This window comes from Nonomuraea rhodomycinica (assembly GCF_013363995.1).
GTDB classification, from domain to species: domain Bacteria; phylum Actinomycetota; class Actinomycetes; order Streptosporangiales; family Streptosporangiaceae; genus Nonomuraea; species Nonomuraea rhodomycinica.
In genome coordinates this window covers 527,613-544,324 of the sequence record NZ_JABWGO010000004.1, presented here as the reverse complement: position 1 = coordinate 544,324, position 16,712 = coordinate 527,613, and the positions used below count along the sequence as shown (strand labels likewise).

The following is a 16,712-nucleotide window of genomic DNA, read 5'->3' as shown; positions in this document are numbered from 1 at the left end:
GCGCACCCGGGGCAGCACGTAGTCCTGGAGCTGGGTCAGGAGGTCGGCGCGCGCCTGCCGGGCCTCGTCGGCGCCGGGCAGGTCCAGGCCGAAGCGGAGGTCGGCGACGCTGAGGCGGAGGGTGTCGAGGGCGGAGGTGAGGGCGGCGATGGTCTCAGGGGGGAGTACGTGCACCTCGGCGCGGGTGGCCACCTCGGCGCGCACGCCGTTGACTGACGCCGGCTCGGGCGCGGCTTCGGGTTCCGGCTCGGGCTCGGGCGCGGGCTCGGGCGCGGCTTCGGGTTCCGGCTCAGGCTCAGGCTCGGGCTCAGGTTCGGGTTCCGGCTCAGGCTCGAATGCGGGGTCCGGCTCGGGGTCGGGTGCGGGGTCCGGCTCGGGTTCCGGTTCTGGCTCGGAGGACGCCTCGGGCTCCGGTTCAGGAGACTCCTCCGGCTCAGCGGGCTCGTCCGCCTCGTCGGCTTCCTCGGCGACAGGCCCGGGCGAGGGTGCGGACTCAGGGTCCGGCTCCGGGTCCGGGCCGAGTTCCGGCTCAGGCTCCGGCTCAGGCTCCGGTACGGCCTCCGCCGGCGGCTCCGAGCCAGGATGCCCCGCCTCCGGCCCGGCGGCGTCCTCGTCCACGAAGGCGCGGAAGCTCAACGTCTGCTCGCCCGGCGACTCCGGGCGCCCGTCATCCATGGCCGTGCTCACGGCAAGCGCTCCGCTCGAACCATCTCGACCTCCTGGCCGACCCTGACGACATCACCGACGACGACGATGGCGGGCGGCCGTATCCCGGCCGCGGACACGCGGTCGGCCACGGTGGAGAGGGGAGCGACAACCGTCCGCTGGGTCGGAAGGGTACCGTCCTGCACCACCATTACGGGAGTCTCCGGTGAGCGTCCGTCCCGCAGGAGCGCCTCGGCCACCTTGGCGAGCCGTTCGACGGCCATCAGCAGGACCAGCGTGCCCTGTGAGCGGGCCATGGCGGGCCAGTCGACGGTGGAGGCGGGGTCGTCGGGCGCCACGTGCACGGACACCACGTGGAACTCCTGGCTGACGCCCCGGTGGGTGACGGGAACCCCGGCGGCGGAGGGCACGGCGACGGCGCTGGTGATGCCCGGCACGACCAGTACGGGGATCCCGGCCCGGGCGCAGGCGATCATCTCCTCGCCGCCGCGGCCGAACACGAACGGGTCGCCGCCCTTGAGCCGCACCACGAACCTGCCCTGCCGGGCCCGGTCCACGAGGATCTCGTTGATCTTGTCCTGGGCCAGCGACCTGCCGTACGGGACCTTGGCGGCGTCGATGAGCTCGACGTCGGGCGCGAGCTCGTCGAGCAGGGCGCGCGGAGCGAGGCGGTCGGCGACCACGACGTCGGCCTGGGCGAGGAGCTGGCGGCCGCGCACGGTGATGAGCCCGGGGTCGCCGGGCCCGCCGCCGACGAGGGCGACGCCCACCGGCTTGGTCCTGCTGCGGCGCGCGTCCACGGTGCCGTCGCGCAGGGCTCCGACCACGGCGTCCCTGATGCCGGCGGCCCGGCGCGGGTCGCCGCCCGCGGTGACCGCCACGCTGATCTCGTCGACGCGCCCGGAGGCGGGGGTCCAGGCGGCGGAGGCGTCCTTGTCGTCGGCGCGCACGCACCAGATGTGCTTGGCCTCGGCCTCGGCGGCGACGGCCGTGTTGACGGCCCGGTCGTCGGTGCAGGCCTGGACGAGCCAGGCGCCGTCGCAGTCGCCCACCTCGTACGGCCGGGCGTGCCAGGTGACGCGGCCGGCGGCGATGAGGTCGTCGAGGGCGGGGGTGACACCGGGCGACACCAAGGTGACCACCGCGCCCGCCTCCAGCAGGGCGGGGACCCTGCGTTGGGCGACGTGGCCTCCTCCCACGACGAGGACCCGGCGACCGGAAAGCCGCAGGCCGAGGAGGTAGGGGCCCATGGTGGGATTCTCCCGTTCGCGAAGGTTGGGCTGTGTCAGGAGGTAAACCTACCGGGTCCGGGCCCGCCCGGTGTTTCGGCTGTGTCAACCCGCGTCAACCCGTGTCATCAGCCGCCATCACACGACGTCACCTGTCACACGGGTTTCTCGGTCACTCCCGCCGAGTCGAACGTGGCCACCTCGTGCATGACGCGGACGGCCGCGCAGACGAGGGGGTGGGCGAGCAGGCCGCCGGTCCCCTCGCCGAGCCGGAGCTCCAGGTCGACGAGGGGGTGCAGCCCGAGGGCGGTCAGCGCGACGGTGTGCCCGGGTTCGGCCGAGCGGTGGCCGGCCAGGCAGTGGTCGACGGCGGCCGGGTCGAGGGCCGCGGCGGCGAGGGCGGCGGCGCCGGCGATGACGCCGTCGAGGATCACCGGCACGCGGGCTGCGGCGCCGCCGAGGATGTAGCCGGCGATCGCCGCGTGCTCGAAGCCGCCGACGGCGGCGAGCACGCGCAGCGCGTCGCTCGCCTCGGAGCCGGCCCGGGTGACGCCGTTGACGCGCAGGGCCTCACGGACGACGCCGACCTTCCGCTCGTACGTGGCGTCGTCCACGCCGGTGCCGCGCCCCGTGACCTCGGCGGGGTCGGCCCCGGTGAAGGCGGCGACGAGCGCGGCCGAGGCCGTGGTGTTGGCGATGCCCATGTCGCCGGTGATCAGGCAGCGGGCGCCCTGGGCGACCAGGTCGCGGGCCACCTCGATGCCCGCCTCGATGGCGCGCGCCGCCTGGTCGACGGTCATCGCCGGGCCCTTGGACAGGTCGGCGGTGCCGTACGCGATCTTCCGCTTGACCAGCGCGGGCGCGTCGGGCAGGTCGGCCGCGACGCCGACGTCCACCACGGTCACCGAGACGCCCGCCTGGGCGGCGAAGGCGTTGGCCACGCCGCCGCCGGACAGGAAGTTGGCGACCATCTGGACTGTCACCTCCTGCGGCCACGGCGTGACGCCGCTGGCGTGGACGCCGTGGTCGGCCGCGAAGATGGCCAGGACCGCCGGCTCGGGCATGGGCGGCGGGCAGACGCCGGCCGCCCCGGCGAGGCGTACGGCGACCTCCTCCAGCGCCCCGAGCGAGCCCTTGGGCTTGGTGAGCCGGTCCTGATGGGCGCGGGCCTCGGCGAGCGCCCGTGGATCGGCGGGACGGATCGCGGCGAGCGTCTCTGCGAGCACGGCGAACCTCCGTGGGGGATCAGGGGATCGGGGGGATCAGGCGAGTTGGAGTGCTTCCTCGTAACGGTCGATGACCACGTCGGCCAGGGTGTCGCAGTCGCCGATCACCTCGGCGCAGCGGATGTCGAGGTCGGGGTGGCCGGCGCCGTAGGCGAGCGCCTGCGCCCAGACCCGCTCCAGCACCCCGCCCGCGAACAGCAGGTAGGGCACCACGATGACCCGCTTGGCGCCGAGGCGGCGGCAGCGCTCCAGGCCGCCCGGCACCCCGGGCGGCGTGACGGAGACGAACGCGGTCTCGACGGTCATGAAGTCGTAGGCGTGGGTCTCCCAGAACAGCCGGGACACACGGTGGACCTCGGCGTTGGCGGCCGGGTCGGTCGAGCCCTCGCCGACCAGCACGACCGCGGTCTCACCCGGCTCGACGTGGCCGGGCTGGTAGTCGGGGGGCGTGTCGACGGCGCGCAGCTGGCGGTACCTGCCGCCCACGGCCTCCAGGGGCCGCAGCCGCGGCATCTCGGTGGCGGCGTCCTTGAGCCGCTCGGCCAGCAGCGCGAGCACGCGGGGGTCGGGGCCGAGGGGACGGCCGTAGTCGTACATCAGCGTGGGGTGGCGGCGCGCCTCGGCCTCCAGCGCGGCGGGCCATTCCTCGCCCACGCGGCTGAGGCTCAGCGGCAGCGCGACCAGGCGGTGGTGTCCGCGGGCGACCAGGGAGGCGACGGACTCGCTCAACCGCGGCGTGGCCCGCTCCAGGTAACCGCCGGAGACGTCGGCGGCACGCTGGTCCAGCCGGCAGCGGAGCCGGTGGACGAACCTGCCGAACTCCGCTGAGTCGGCGTCATCGTTCGAGCCCTGCCCGATCAGCAGGAGCGGCGGCTTCATCGAGGGATTCTCCGGAGGTAGACAAAGACACGCGAGGATAACCGATGCGCGCCCGTGAGCGACAGGTCACGCGGGGTGCGCGGGCACCGCGTGGACGACGAAGACCGGGTCGGTGGCGGCCAGACCGTGGGAGCCGTCGGGCTGGACGGTGAACCTGGAGGCCAGGATCTGCGTGCCCTCGGCGCGGTAGCCGTGCTCGCGCAGCCGGTCGAGGACGGCGGGCACGCGTTCCAGGGTCCTGACGGCGCACACGAGCGAGCGGGGGCGGCGCGCGGCGCAGGCGACGATCACGTCGATGCCGCCCCCTCCGACGAACACGGCGTCGGGGTCGGGCAGCGGCTCCAGCGCGGGAGGCGCCTGGCCGCGGGTGAGCGCGACCTTGACGCCGTGGGCCAGCACGGTGGAGCGCAGCCGGGCGCAGGACTCCTCGTCGCGCTCGACGGCCATGACGGCCGCGCCGAGCCGGGCGCACTCGACCGCGATCTCGCCGGAGCCGGCGCCGACGTCCCACACCAGGTCGCCGAGCCGGGGTCCCAGCTTGGCCAGGATGTACGCCTTGACCTCCGGCGGGAGCGGGCCGCCGAGCGGCAGCGCCCACTCGGCCGGGCCGGGCTGCGCGCCCGCCACCCAGCCGGGCGGCCCGGCCCGGTGCAGCGGGTCGATGACCAGCACCACCTCGGGGTCCTTCCACGGACGGGTGGTGGCCTCGCCCATGCGGCTGTGGGTGACGCGCTGGTCGGGGCCGCCGAGGTCCTCGCAGACCAGCAGGGCGCGCGGCGTGGTGGGGGCCAGCTCGCGGGCGATCTCGCCGGGGCCGACGCCGGGGGTGACGAGGACGGCCACCTTGGGGTGGGCGCGGCAGGCGTTGACGACCCGGTCGAGCTGGCGCGGTCCGGCCGGGGCGACGACGAGGGCGTCCTCCCAGTTGAGGCCGGCGCAGGCGAAGGCGCGGGTGACGAGCGAGGTCGCGGGCAGCACCTCCGGCTCCAGGCCGTGGCGCCGCAGGGCGCGGACGACGCCGAAGAAGCCGGGGTCGCCCTCGGTGACGACGACGGCCGGGCCCCCGCCCTCGCCGATGTGCCGGTCGAGGGTCTCCAGGAGCGCGTCGTCGGGCACGAGCGGCGCGGCCGGCCCAAGCCGGCCGGCCAGGGACGGAGGGCCCACGATCAGCGCCGCCGCGTCGAGGCGGTCGGCGGCCTTGGCCGACAGCTCCGATCCGTCCCACCCGACCACCGTGATCATGCCGCCTCACCGTCCTCACCACCAAGGGTGACGGCTTCCCGGCCGATTCACCAGGGGTCAGCCGCGACCGGGAGGCCGGGGCAGGTCGGACGGGACCAGGCTGTGGACGACGAGGTCCTCCCCGCGCAGCACCGCGCGGGCGACGCCCTCGCGCACGAAGCCCGCCTTCTCGGCCACTCTCAGCGAGGCGGGGTTGGAGAGGGCCGCGCGGAGCACGAGCCGCTGGAAGCCCTGCGCCTCGAACAGCCACCGGGCGATGCCGAGCACCGCCTCCCCCGCGTACCCGTTGCCGCGCGCCCACGGCGCGGTCATGTAGCCGACCTCGGCCGAGCCGTTGCGCCAGTCGAGGTCCCGCAGGTCCACGCTCACGGCGAACCGGCCGCCGTCCGCCTCGGCGGCGGCCCAGGCGACGCCCTCCCCCCTGATGCGCCTGCGCTCCGTGAGGGCGACGAAGGCCCGGGCGTCGGCCTCGGTGTACCCGCGGGGCACGCCGGTCATGGCCTGGGTGAGGGTGTCGGCGCCGGTGGCGGTCAGCCCGGGCACGTCCTCCTCCGACAGGGGGCGCAGCAGCAGGCGTTCGGTGCGCAGCTCGGCGGCGGGCATGATCTCGGCGGGGGCGCGGTCGTCCTCGCGGAGCAGGCCGAAGACGACGAGGTCGTGCGGGCCGTCGTCCTCCAGGCTGGCCTCGCGCAGCACGCCCTCCCAGGTGAAGCCGGCCTTCTGGGCGACGCGCAGCGAGGCGAGGTTGTCGAGGTTGGCCGTGAGGTCCACGCGGCGCAGGTCGGTGGTCGCGAACACCCACTCGGTCAGCCCGCGTACGGCCTCGGTGGCGAAGCCGCGGTTGCGGTGCAGCGGGTGGACGCCGTAGCCGATCTCGGTGGTGCCCGCGCCCCAGGAGGTCTTGAACAGGCCGATGGCGCCCACGATGCGCCCCTCGGCGTCGGTCATCGCGAGGTGGACGCCCTGGCCGGAGTCCCGCAGCTCGTGCACGCCGGTCTCCAGCCAGCGGGGGACGCCGGCGACGTGCGCCGGCGCTCCCGGCGGCAGGAACCGGGCTCCGGACTCCACGATCGACCTGACGCGCGCGGCGTCGGCCGGGCCGAAGGGGCGCAGCGTGAGCCGGGGTGTGACGACCTTCACGTCGGCATCGAACACGACCGGCAGCGTACACATCCGCGATGTCGTTCGCGATGTTTGCCCATGAAAGCGGGGGTAGGGGCGCCAGGGAGAGGAGTGAGAACCATGGATCGAGGAAGCGCCAAGCACACCCGTCGCGTCGACGAGCAGCAGAAGCACGAGACCGAGGGGATGGTACGCGGCGGCGGCCCGACCCACGCGGAGGAGTGGAAGGAGCCCGAACCCACACCCGCCCCCGGTGAGGAGGAGCACGCGCGATACGCGCCCGGACACGAGCCCGGCACCCCCGAGGGCATCAGCCAGGAGGGCGTGGAGGCCCGCAGCGACCTGGCCCGATGGCTCAGCGACACCCACTTCCCCTCCTCCAAGGGCGAGCTGGTGCGGCACGCCGAGGACGCGCACGCGCCCGACCACGTCGTCGAGATGGTGCGCTCGCTGCCGGACCGCGGGTTCGACAACGTCGCCCAGGTGGCCGACGCGCTGGGGCTGGGCAAGGAGAGGCGGAGGTGGTGAACCGTGCGGCTCGACTTCATCCGGCCGCTGTACGAGCGCCGGGGGCCGTACGCGTCGGTCTACACGGGCGCGCTGACCGAGCGGGACCGTGAGTCCCGCTGGCACGCCGTACGCGACCGGCTCGGCACGGCGGCGGACCCGGACACGGTCAAGGTCCTGGAGAGCTACGCGCGGCGGCCGGGGGCGGGAGAGGCGGTGTTCGCCACGCACGGCGACGTCGTCCTCGCCGAGCCGCTGGCCGAGCCGCCGCCGAGCGAGCTCGCGGTCTGGTCGCCGCTGCCGCGCGTGACGCCGCTGCTCATGGCGCGGGGCGAGAACGTGCCGCACCTGCGGGTCATCGTGGACCACGCGGGCGCCGAGGTCACGGTGTTCGGCGGCGGCTCGCCGCGCACGGCGGTCGTGGAGGCGCAGGACTGGCCGCTGCAGAAGACCGCGCAGGGCGGCTGGTCGCAGCGGCGCTACGAGAGCGCGGTGGAGGACACCTGGGAGAAGAACGCCGCGGCCGTGGCGAGGGAGGTGGACGAGCAGGTGCGCCGGATCGGCGCGGAGCTCGTCCTCGTGGCCGGCGAACCGAGGTCGCGGGCGATGCTCACCGACCACCTCGGCACGAAGACGTCGGACCGGGTCGTCATGGTCGAGCACGGCAGCCGTTCCGATCACGGGACGTTCGAGCGCGACGTGGAGGAGGCGCTCGACGCGTGGCTGGAGGAACGGCGCGCCGAGCTGCTCGACCGGCACCGCGAGGCGTCCGGGCCGACGGGAAAGGCCCAGGTCTTCCAGGCGCTGCGCGAGGGGCGCGTGCACGCCGTGCTGTCACCGGGCGAGCTGCCCGATGAGGTGTGGATCGGCGAGGGAGGCACGCAGGTCTCCACCGACGCGGGCGAGCTGCGCCTGTGGGGCGTCGAGGAGCCGGTGCGCGAGCGCGCCGACTCGGCGCTGGCCAGGGCCGCGGCGATGACGGACGCGGAGCTGTGGTTCACCGACAAGGTGTCGGAGGTCGCGGCCGTCATCCGCTACTAGCGGCCGTCATCACCGGCGGCCGTCATCCGCTCCTGGTCGCGCCCCTGCTCACGGGGTGGCGATCAGGACCTCCAGCGTCCTGGGGCCGTGGACGCCCTCCACGCGGTTGAGCTCGATGTCGCTCGTCGCGGAGGGCCCGCTGATCCAGGTGAGCGGGCGGGCCGGGTCCAGCCGGGACACCGCCTCGGGCACCCCGGCCACGATCTGGTCCGCCCGCACCACGCACAGGTGGTAGTCGGGCACCAGCGTCTGGGCCCGGCTGCCCTGACCGGGCCCCGTGTCCAGGACGATCGTGCCGGTCTCGGCGATCGCGACGGCGCATCCGGTGACGACGCCGTCCGCGGTGTACGGGTCGGCCGGGCCCGCGCCTGGCGCGTCCGGGGGCGTCCACCCGGCGGGGAGCCCGTCCGGGACGACCATGCGCCGCCCCCCGACGATCGCGGCGATCCGCGCCGGGACCTCGGCCTCCGGGACGACGTGGACGATGGCGCGGTAGTCGCCGACCCGCTCGGCGAACAGCCCCACCAGGTCGTCCGCCTCGGCCGTCACGCGGTAGCGCCGGGGGATCTCCACCTCCGGGGCGCCGTCCACGGCCCGCCTGATCCGGGCGAGGATGTCCTCGCGCGCGCTCCTGCTCACCCTTCTCGCTCCCACCAGTCTCTGAAGGATTCCTCCGGGATGCCGGGCAGGTCCCGGGTGTCGGTCCAGGCCGACAGGGGGCCCGGCAGCCGCCGCGGCACCAGCCGGCGCAGCCGGCCGGCCGCCCGCTGCGCCGCCGCCAGCCGGGCCTGGTCGTTGAGCACCCAGCCGGCCACGCGCATGCCCGCCCGCTCGGCCGCTCCGTGCGGGGCCTTGGCGCGCAGGTCCACGAGCACCTCGGGGATGTCGATGGCGACCGGGCACACGTCGTAGCAGGCGCCGCACAGGCTGGAGGCGTACGGCAGCGACGCGTCGAGCTCCGAGCCCATGCCGCGAAGCTGCGGGGTGAGGATGGCGCCGATGGGGCCGGGGTAGACCGAGCCGTACGCGTGGCCGCCCGCCCGCTCGTAGACCGGGCAGACGTTGAGGCAGGCCGAGCAGCGGATGCAGCGCAGCGCCTGGCGGCCCACCTCGTCGGCCAGGACGTCGGTGCGGCCGTTGTCGAGGAGCACGAGGTGGAAGTCCTGGCCCTCGGCGGAGCCGGTCCACGTGCTCGTGTACGGGTTCATGCGCTCGCCGGTGGAGCTGCGCGGCAGGAGCTGGAGGAACACCTCCAGGTCGCGCCAGGTGGGCAGCACCTTCTCGATGCCGACCACGCTGATCAGCGTCTCGGGCAGGGTGAGGCACATGCGGCCGTTGCCCTCGGACTCCAGCACGACGAGGGTGCCGGTCTCGGCGACCATGAAGTTGGCGCCCGAGACGGCGACCTTGCTGCGCAGGAACCGTTCACGCAGGTGCACGCGGGCGGCCTCGGCCAGGGCGGCGGGCTCGTCGGTCAGGCCGGGCGGCGCGTCGTCCATCCGGTCGAGGAAGATCTCGCGGATCTCGGCGCGGTTGCGGTGGATGGCGGGGACCAGGATGTGGCTGGGGAAGTCGTCGCCGAGCTGGACGATGAGCTCGGCGAGGTCGGTCTCGTACGCGGTGATCCCCTCGGCGGCCAGCGCCTCGTTGAGCCCGATCTCCTGGGTGGCCATGGACTTGACCTTGACCACCTCGCGCTCGCCGGTGGCCTTGACCAGGCCGGCGACGATGCGGTTGGCCTCGGCGGCGTCCCTGGCCCAGTGGACGTGGCCGCCGGCCGCGGTGACGGTCTCCTCCAGCTGCACGAGGTAGCGGTCGAGGTGGCGCAGGGTCTCGTCCTTGATCGCCTTGCCGGCCGCGCGCAGCTCCTGCCAGTCGGGCAGCTCGCCGACGACGCTCGCGCGCTTGCCGCGGATGGTGTGCGTGGCCTTGCGGAGGTTGTAGCGGAGCTGCGAGTCCTGCACGGCTCGCGCGGAGTTCTTCGGGAAATTTCCTGGCATGCCGAGGAAGGTGGCGCTCATGATGCTTTGACCTCTTCGGTGGAGGCGAGGATCTCGGCCAGGTGCATGACCCGGACGCCGGTCCGCTGGCGGCCCAGCATGCCGCCGATGTGCATGAGGCAGGAGTTGTCGGCCGCGCAGAGCACCTCGGCGCCCGTGTCGAGGACGCCGCGCACCTTGTCGGCGCCCATCGCCGAGGAGACGGCCGGGTTCTTGACCGCGAACGTGCCGCCGAACCCGCAGCACTCCTCCGCCCCGGGCAACGGGACCAGGTCGAGGCCCCGGACGTTGCGCAGCAGCCGCGCCGGGCGGTCGCCGAGGCGCAGGCCGCGCAGCGAGTGGCACGTCGGGTGGTAGGTCACCCGGTGCGGGAAGTACGCGCCGACGTCTTCGACCTTCAGCACGTCGAGCAGGAACTCGGTCAGCTCGTGGACCTTGGGCGCGACCGCGGCGACGGCCGCCGCGCCCCTGCTGCCCGGCTTGACGAGCTTGGGGTACTGCTCGCGCACCATCGCGGCGCAGGAGCCGGACGGCGCGACGACGGCGTCGTACCCGGCGAACACCTCGGTGAAGTGGCGGGCGAGGCGCACGCCCTCCTCGCGATAGCCCGTGTTGACGTGCATCTGGCCGCAGCACGTCTGGGCGGCGGGGAAGTCGACCTCGCAGCCCAGCCTGCGCAGGAGCGACACGACGGCCTTGCCGGTGCCGGGGAAGAGCGTGTCGTTCACGCACGTGATGAACAGGGCGACTCGCACCGCTCTCCTTCCGATGGACCCGATCCCGCCGCGGATCCGAGGTATGGTCAGACCACAGTATGGTCAGACCATAGCATCAGGGGGAAGCGTTGACCGGCACCGGCTGGCAGCCCGTCAGGAAGACCCGCACGTTCGAGGACGTCCTCGCGCAGGTCGAGCGGCGCATCGCCGAGGACGGCCTGACGGCGGGCGACCGGCTGCCCGCCGAGCGGCAGCTCGCCGAGCAGCTCGGCGTCAGCCGGTCGTCGGTGCGCGAGGCGATGCGCGTGCTGGAGACGCTCGGCGTGGTGTCCTCGCAGGTCGGCCGGGGCCCGGACGCGGGCGCGGTGCTCGTCTCCAAGCCGGACGCGGCGCTGACCGACCTGCTGCGGCTGCATCTCGGCCTGGCCTCGCTGGAGCCGCGCGAGGTGATCGACACGCGGCTGATGATCGAGCGCTGGGCGGCGGCGCGGGCGGCCCTGACCGGGCCCGACGTCTCGGTGCTGGCCGAGGCGATCGCGGGGATGGACCGGGCGGCCTCGCCGGAGGAGTTCGTGGAGCACGACACGGCCTTCCACTGCGCGCTGGCCGAGGCGTCGGGCAACCGGCTGATCGCCGCGTTCATGCGCTCGCTGCGCGACTCGCTGCGCCGGTACGCGGTGGAGGCCGTCGTACGGCTGGGCGACACGTCGGGGCTGCAGACCGACCACCGCCGCATCCTGCGCGCCGTCCTGGAGGGCGACCCCGACCAGGCCACGGAGGCGGTGACGGACCACCTGGCGCGCGCCTACCCCGACCTCTGCGGCGAGTGACGGCCCGCCCGGCGGGTCACTCCCGCACGTCGGCCTCCCGGCAGCTCGCCCCTGAGCAGGAGACCATCGCCTGGAGCCGGTCCTGGAGGTTGCGCACCAGCTCCGGATCCGCGCCGGCGGCCAGGTTGGTCAGCTCGTACGGGTCCTTGGTGAGGTCGTAGAGCTGGGTCTCCCCCGTCGCGTACTTGACGTACGTGTAGTTCTCGGTGCGCAGCGCCTGGTAGTTGGGCACGGGCGTCTGGGCGGCCGAGGACCTGTCGGTGGGCCTGGAGAACTCGACCAGCGCGTTCTTGCGCCACGGCGACGGGTGCTGCCCGCGCAGCAGCGGCACCAGCGACCGCCCCTCGGCGAAGGACGGCAGCGTGGCCCCGCCCAGCTCGCCGAAGGTGGGGCCGAGGTCCACGGTCTGCGCCATCTCGTGGATCACCGAACCCGCCGGCACGCCCGGCCCCCGCACCACGAGCGGCACCCGGATGGCCTCCTCGAACGGCGTGGTCTTGCCCTGCTTGAGGCGATGGGTGCCGAGATGGAAGCCGTTGTCGCTGGTGAAGATGATGTAGGTGTTCTCCAGCTTGCCCGCGGCGCGCAGCGACTCGACGAGCGAGCCGACGAGGTCGTCCACGCCCAGCATGGCCCGCATGCGCGCCTGGTAGCGCTCGTCGATCCGGTCGATGACGTCCTCGGACAGCCTCGGGCGCGCGCGCAGCCAGGCGGGCTCGCGGCTGACGTCCGGCTGGTCGAACGAGGGCGTGCGCGGCGCCTGCGCGCCGATGAAGGCGTCGGCGTGGCGGACGGCCGGGTTGTCCGGGTTGTGTGGCCCGATCGGCGCGAGGTAGAGGAAGAACGGCTGGTCGGAGGCGGCGACGAAGCTGCCGGCCTTGCGGGCGAGCACGTCGGAGAGGTAGTCGTCCTCGGCCCAGCCGTAGTCGACGGTGGCGCCGTTCTCGTTGAGCCGGTAACCGTACTCCTCGTACAGGCGGCGGACGGGCACGTCCCACTCGTTCCAGCCGGGCGGCACGAACGACTCCTCGGCGCTGCGGCCGGGATAGTGGTTGAGGTACTTGCCCATGAGTCCCGTGCGGTACCCGGCCTGCTGCATCCACAACCCCAGGTCGGAACGTTCCAAACCGCTGGTGTGGTACTTGTCGAAACCGCCCTCGGGCGGCGTGTTGGTCCACACGCCGTGGCTGTGCACGTACTGCGAGCGCAGGATCGACGAGCGCGACGGGCAGCACCACGAGTTGGTCACGAAGAACCGGTCGAAGGACGCGCCCTCGCGCACCAGGCGGGTGATGTTGGGGAAGTACGGCAGGGTGCCGGTCTCCAGGTCGTCGGCGAGCACCATGACGATGTTCGGCTTCGCCGCCGGCCCCTGGGCGCAGGCGGTGCGCGGGACGGCCGTGGGGACGGCCCCGGCGGCGAGCACGACCAGGGCGGAGACTATGTGACGCAAACCCTTGAGCACAGCTCAGACCTCCCCGGAAGATCATGCATTGACACGCGGGGTCGCCATGGCCGTAATAGAACTAAATTCTGGAGGTGTCATGAGACTCGGCCTCAACCTCGGCTACTGGCAGCGCCACCCCAACGACGCGACGGACCTCGTGCTGGCCGCCGAACGGCTCGGCTACGACTCGGTGTGGACCGCCGAGGCGTACGGCAGCGACGCCTTCACGCCGCTGGCGTGGTACGGCGCCCGCACGTCCCGCATCAAGCTCGGCACGTCGGTCGCCCAGCTCTCGGCCCGCCCTCCGGTCACCACCGCGATGACCGCCATGACGCTCGACCACCTCACGGGCGGCCGGCTCCTGCTCGGCGTCGGCGCCTCGGGGCCGCAGGTCGTCGAGGGCTGGTACGGCCGGCCGTTCGCCCGGCCGCTGGCGCGCACCCGCGAGTACGTGGAGATCATGCGCAAGGTGTGGCGGCGCGAGGAGCCGGTGACCTCGGACGGACCGCACTACCCGCTGCCCCTGCCGGGCGGGCTCGGCAAGCCGCTCAAGCTCATCACGCATCCGCTGCGCCCGGACATCCCCGTCTACCTCGGCGCCGAGGGCCCGAAGAACGTCGCCCTGGCGACCGAGATCGCGCAGGGCTGGCTGCCGCTGTTCACGTTCCCCTCCAAGATCGAGGAGATGTACGGCGACGCGCTCGCGGCCCGCGGCCCGGACTTCGACATCGCGGCGATGGTCATGGTGGTCATCTCCGACGACGTGCGGGCCGCGCTCGACGGCGTGAAGCTGATGCTGACGCTCTACATCGGCGGCATGGGCGCGCGGCACCGCAACTTCCACGCCGACATCATGGGCCGGATGGGGTACGCCGAGGCGGCCGAGCGGATCCAGGCGCTGTACCTGGCCGGGCGGAAGGACGAGGCGTTCCAGGCGATCCCCGACGAGCTGGCCGACGGCATCGCGCTGGTGGGCCCGCCGGAGCGCATCAAGGAGCGCCTCGAACTCTGGCGGGCCTCCCCCGTGACCTCGCTGCTCGTCATGGGGCCGCGCGACGAGGAGCAGCTGGCCGTGATCCGCGACCTGGTGCTGGGCTGAGCCGGCCCGCGCGGCCGGTCAGTCGGGGCGGGGCGCCGGGTCGGCGGTCACCGAGCGCAGCAGCGGCCTGCTGAGCGCCCCCGCGCCCACGACCCCGGCGAAGCCGGCGGCGACGCACACGATCAGCGTGACCAGCCCCGTCAGGTTCGGATCGGTGATCATGAACGGGACGCCGCAGAAGGCGCCCACCAGGATGGCCCCGCCGCCCATGACCGCCAGCGGGATCAGCGTCTCGGCGCGGCGGGCCCGGTCCAGCACCTCCAGCGGCGTGCCGGCCAGGCGCAGCAGCGCGTACGTCTGCCGCCGGTCCAGCACGGACGAGGCGGCCGTGATCCCCGCGCTGGCGATCGCCACCAGGAACGACACCGACAGCACCACGACCGTCCCCACGGCGATGTCGCCGAGGATCTGGCCCCCGAAGTACTCGTCGTCGGCCTGGGTCGTCGGCGTGCGGCCGGGCACGAGGCCCGTGAGCGCGGTCCGCGCCCGGTCGAGCGCCGCGGGGGCCGCCTGCGCGGGAGCGCCGTCCAGCGCTCTGCGGCGCGCGTCCTCGTCGGTGATCGGGGTGGCGTCCTTCAGGGCGATCACGACGACGTCCTTGCGCGTCGTCACCGCGGCGCCCACGCCGGCCCGCTTCAGCCGGTCCCGCGCCTCCTGCGCCACGGTCGCGGCCTGCCCGGCGGGCGCGCTCACCCGCAGGTGGCCGGTGTCCTGCGTCCCGGCCAGGGTCCCGGGGCTGAGCAGCCCGAGGAAGCCCGCGACGAAGCCGGTCAGGGCCACGCCGCTCACCGTGCGCCAGGCCGAGCGCGGGTCGTCGACCAGCCGCCGCCCGGCCAGCAGCCGGGCCGGGCGGCGGGCCGAGGCGGCGGTGATCCGGCCGATCAGGCCCACGACCCACGGACCCACCAGGTTGATCGAGAGGAACGCCAGCCCGATCACCACCGCGATCAGGCCGACGCTGTCGCCGCGGGAGACCACCGGGACGGCGACGAGCACCGCGACCAGCGCGAGCAGCCGCACCCACCGCATGCCGGGAGGCGTCTCCCGCTTGGCCACGCCCAGCGGGCTGACCACGACCCGGCGCAGCCCCGCCACGGCCGACAGGCCGGTCAGCAGCGGCACCGCGACCACGGTGCCCGCCATCACCAGGGGGTGCGGCCACAGGTCGGCGACGAACCACGGACCGCCGTCGATCCGCACGCGCGTCAGCAGCGGCACGGCCAGCGCGTACGCCACGGCCCCCGCCAGCGCGCCCGCGAACGCGACGATGACCGCCTCCGCCACCGTCATGGCCACCACCTGGCCGGGCGTCGCGCCGACCAGCCGCAGCGCGGCCAGCCGCTGGTCCCGCCGGGCCACCGTGAGCCGGGCGGCGGCCCCGCCGAACACCAGCAGCGGCACCACCATGAGCACGCTGGCGATGAGCCCGAGCACCTGGTACCCCTCGGCGTCCTCCGTCGGCTCCCCCGCCAGCGAGGCGACCTTGACCGGTTGCGAGCCGACGATCCAGTCGGAGCTGCGCGCGGCCGTCAGCTCGGGCGCGTCCGGCGCGCGGCCGGCCACCACGATCAGCTCGTCCGGGTGGACCAGCCCCTCGTCGCCGAGCACGCCGGCCCGCTTCGGGTAGCGGGCGGCCAGCTCGGCCGCGGGCAGCCGGTCGGCCAGTCCGGCGAGGGCGGGCGAGAGCCACACCTCGCCGGGCGCCGGGAAGCGCGGCAGGCCGGGCGGCGGCTCGGGGCTCCTGCCCGGCAGGGCGGCCAGGTCCACCACCGTGATCTCCCTGCCGCGCACGTAGTCGTGCCGGCTCGCCTCGATCGCGACAGCCGGGCGCGAGCCGGCCGCGACCGGGTTGCGCCAGGCGCCCCGGTCGGCGCGGGCCGCGAAGGCGAAGTCCACCGCGACCGCGAACAGCAGCAGCGCCGTGGACACCGCGACGGCGCCCAGGGTGAGCCAGGTGCCGAGCATGCCCCTGCGCCCGCCGCCCTTGAGCAGCCTCCAGGTCAGGCCCACGTTCATGCGCGCGCCCCCGCGGCGAGCAGCACGCCGTCCCGGACCTCGACCGTGCGGTCGCACCAGCCGGCCACGCCCGGGTCGTGGGTGACCACGATGAGCGAGGCGCCGTTGTGCTTGGTGGCCTCGACCAGCAGCCGCATCGTGTCGTGGCCGGTCGTCTGGTCGAGGGCGCCGGTCGGCTCGTCGGCGAAGACCACCGCCGGCTTGGTCACCAGGGCGCGGGCGATGGCCACCCGCTGCGCCTGCCCGCCGGACAGCTCACCGGGCCGCCGCGCCTCCATGCCGCCCAGGCCGAGCGGGGCGAACCACTCCCGGCCCCGCCGCACCGCCTCGGCGCGGGTCACGCCGCCCAGCATGAGCGGGAGCGCCACGTTCTCGTCGGCGGGCAGTTCCGGCAGCAGCTGGCCGAACTGGAAGACGAAGCCGAAACGGGTGCGGCGCAGGGCGCTGCGCCTGCGCTCGCCCATGTCGTCGATGCGGGTGCCCTCCAGGCGCACCTCGCCCGAGTCGGGTCTCATGATGCCGGCCAGGCAGTGGAGCAGCGTGGACTTCCCGGAGCCGCTCGGCCCCATGATGGCCACGGCCTCGCCCGGCCGCACCGCCATGTCCACGCCCGCCAGGGCGACCGTCTGCCCGAACCTCTTGGTCAGGGCTCGTCCAGCGAGCACGTCGTTCATGCCGGAGAGTCTTCCGGC

The 16,712-nt window shown here is 74.3% G+C and carries 16 protein-coding genes; 5 read left to right on the top strand and 11 right to left on the bottom strand.

Translation table 11 applies throughout. The features are described 5' to 3' along the window. Positions 1 to 148 precede the first annotated feature (148 nt). On the top strand, positions 149 to 733 hold the full coding sequence (locus HT134_RS48330; protein WP_512698716.1) for a hypothetical protein: 585 nt from the start codon (positions 149 to 151) through the stop codon (positions 731 to 733). Here HT134_RS48330 and cobA read toward each other — a convergent pair. From cobA to HT134_RS21105, 5 genes are all read right to left on the bottom strand, one after another. After that, a complete protein-coding gene (cobA, locus tag HT134_RS21125; RefSeq protein ID WP_175602123.1) occupies positions 684 to 1,916 on the bottom strand; it encodes a uroporphyrinogen-III C-methyltransferase in 1,233 nt (410 codons plus the stop codon). The two genes, HT134_RS48330 and cobA, sit on opposite strands and share 50 nt — an antisense overlap. A 134-nt stretch (positions 1,917 to 2,050) precedes the next feature. Beyond that, positions 2,051 to 3,121 (bottom strand): nicotinate-nucleotide--dimethylbenzimidazole phosphoribosyltransferase, encoded by a 1,071-nt coding sequence (gene cobT / locus HT134_RS21120; RefSeq protein ID WP_175602122.1) that lies wholly within the window; start codon positions 3,119 to 3,121, stop codon positions 2,051 to 2,053. A gap of 36 nt (positions 3,122 to 3,157) precedes the next feature. Beyond that, on the bottom strand, positions 3,158 to 4,000 hold the full coding sequence (locus HT134_RS21115; RefSeq protein WP_175602121.1) for a sirohydrochlorin chelatase: 843 nt from the start codon (positions 3,998 to 4,000) through the stop codon (positions 3,158 to 3,160). 66 nt (positions 4,001 to 4,066) lie between these two features. Then, the gene (locus HT134_RS21110) at positions 4,067 to 5,242 is read right to left on the bottom strand and encodes a bifunctional cobalt-precorrin-7 (C(5))-methyltransferase/cobalt-precorrin-6B (C(15))-methyltransferase (RefSeq protein WP_175602120.1); all 1,176 of its coding nucleotides are present in this window, start codon (positions 5,240 to 5,242) and stop codon (positions 4,067 to 4,069) included. Between the two features lie 57 nt (positions 5,243 to 5,299). Then, on the bottom strand, positions 5,300 to 6,397 hold the full coding sequence (locus HT134_RS21105) for a GNAT family N-acetyltransferase (protein ID WP_175602119.1): 1,098 nt from the start codon (positions 6,395 to 6,397) through the stop codon (positions 5,300 to 5,302). 87 nt (positions 6,398 to 6,484) lie between these two features. On the opposite strand from HT134_RS21105, the gene HT134_RS21100 reads away from it, so the two are divergent. Both HT134_RS21100 and HT134_RS21095 read left to right on the top strand, forming a co-directional pair. Continuing rightward, positions 6,485 to 6,892: a DUF2795 domain-containing protein gene (locus tag HT134_RS21100; RefSeq protein WP_175602118.1), complete on the top strand. Its 408-nt coding sequence runs from the start codon at positions 6,485 to 6,487 to the stop codon at positions 6,890 to 6,892. Positions 6,893 to 6,895: 3 nt separating this feature from the next. Further along, a complete protein-coding gene (locus HT134_RS21095; protein WP_175602117.1) occupies positions 6,896 to 7,912 on the top strand; it encodes a baeRF2 domain-containing protein in 1,017 nt (338 codons plus the stop codon). Positions 7,913 to 7,960: 48 nt separating this feature from the next. Here HT134_RS21095 and HT134_RS21090 read toward each other — a convergent pair whose 3' ends face one another. From HT134_RS21090 to HT134_RS21080, 3 genes are read right to left on the bottom strand one after another with little or no spacing between them, the layout of a single operon-like run. Continuing rightward, positions 7,961 to 8,551 carry a LutC/YkgG family protein gene (locus HT134_RS21090; protein ID WP_175602116.1) on the bottom strand — a complete coding sequence of 197 codons (591 nt, stop codon included), beginning with the start codon at positions 8,549 to 8,551 and terminating at the stop codon, positions 7,961 to 7,963. Continuing rightward, positions 8,548 to 9,933 (bottom strand): lactate utilization protein B, encoded by a 1,386-nt coding sequence (locus tag HT134_RS21085; RefSeq protein ID WP_175602115.1) that lies wholly within the window; start codon positions 9,931 to 9,933, stop codon positions 8,548 to 8,550. Before HT134_RS21085 ends, HT134_RS21090 begins: the two co-directional genes overlap by 4 nt. Further along, positions 9,930 to 10,667: a (Fe-S)-binding protein gene (locus tag HT134_RS21080; RefSeq protein ID WP_175602114.1), complete on the bottom strand. Its 738-nt coding sequence runs from the start codon at positions 10,665 to 10,667 to the stop codon at positions 9,930 to 9,932. The genes HT134_RS21085 and HT134_RS21080 overlap by 4 nt, the downstream gene beginning before the upstream one ends. 89 nt (positions 10,668 to 10,756) lie before the next feature. Between HT134_RS21080 and HT134_RS21075 the strand changes: the two genes are divergently transcribed. Then, on the top strand, positions 10,757 to 11,458 hold the full coding sequence (locus HT134_RS21075) for a FadR/GntR family transcriptional regulator (RefSeq protein ID WP_175602113.1): 702 nt from the start codon (positions 10,757 to 10,759) through the stop codon (positions 11,456 to 11,458). A 16-nt stretch (positions 11,459 to 11,474) separates the two neighbouring features. On the opposite strand, the gene HT134_RS21070 is transcribed toward HT134_RS21075, so the two are convergent. Next, positions 11,475 to 12,911: a sulfatase family protein gene (locus tag HT134_RS21070; RefSeq protein WP_217708126.1), complete on the bottom strand. Its 1,437-nt coding sequence runs from the start codon at positions 12,909 to 12,911 to the stop codon at positions 11,475 to 11,477. A 91-nt stretch (positions 12,912 to 13,002) separates the two neighbouring features. Here HT134_RS21070 and HT134_RS21065 point away from each other — a divergent pair, with 91 nt between their 5' ends. Then, positions 13,003 to 14,004, top strand: coding sequence for an LLM class F420-dependent oxidoreductase (locus HT134_RS21065; protein ID WP_175602111.1), 1,002 nt, complete (start codon positions 13,003 to 13,005; stop codon positions 14,002 to 14,004). Positions 14,005 to 14,022: 18 nt separating this feature from the next. Here HT134_RS21065 and HT134_RS21060 read toward each other — a convergent pair whose 3' ends face one another. Next, on the bottom strand, positions 14,023 to 16,020 hold the full coding sequence (locus tag HT134_RS21060; protein ID WP_175602110.1) for an FtsX-like permease family protein: 1,998 nt from the start codon (positions 16,018 to 16,020) through the stop codon (positions 14,023 to 14,025). Then, positions 16,017 to 16,694 carry an ABC transporter ATP-binding protein gene (locus HT134_RS21055; protein ID WP_175602109.1) on the bottom strand — a complete coding sequence of 226 codons (678 nt, stop codon included), beginning with the start codon at positions 16,692 to 16,694 and terminating at the stop codon, positions 16,017 to 16,019. Before HT134_RS21055 ends, HT134_RS21060 begins: the two co-directional genes overlap by 4 nt. Positions 16,695 to 16,712: the final 18 nt, after the last annotated feature.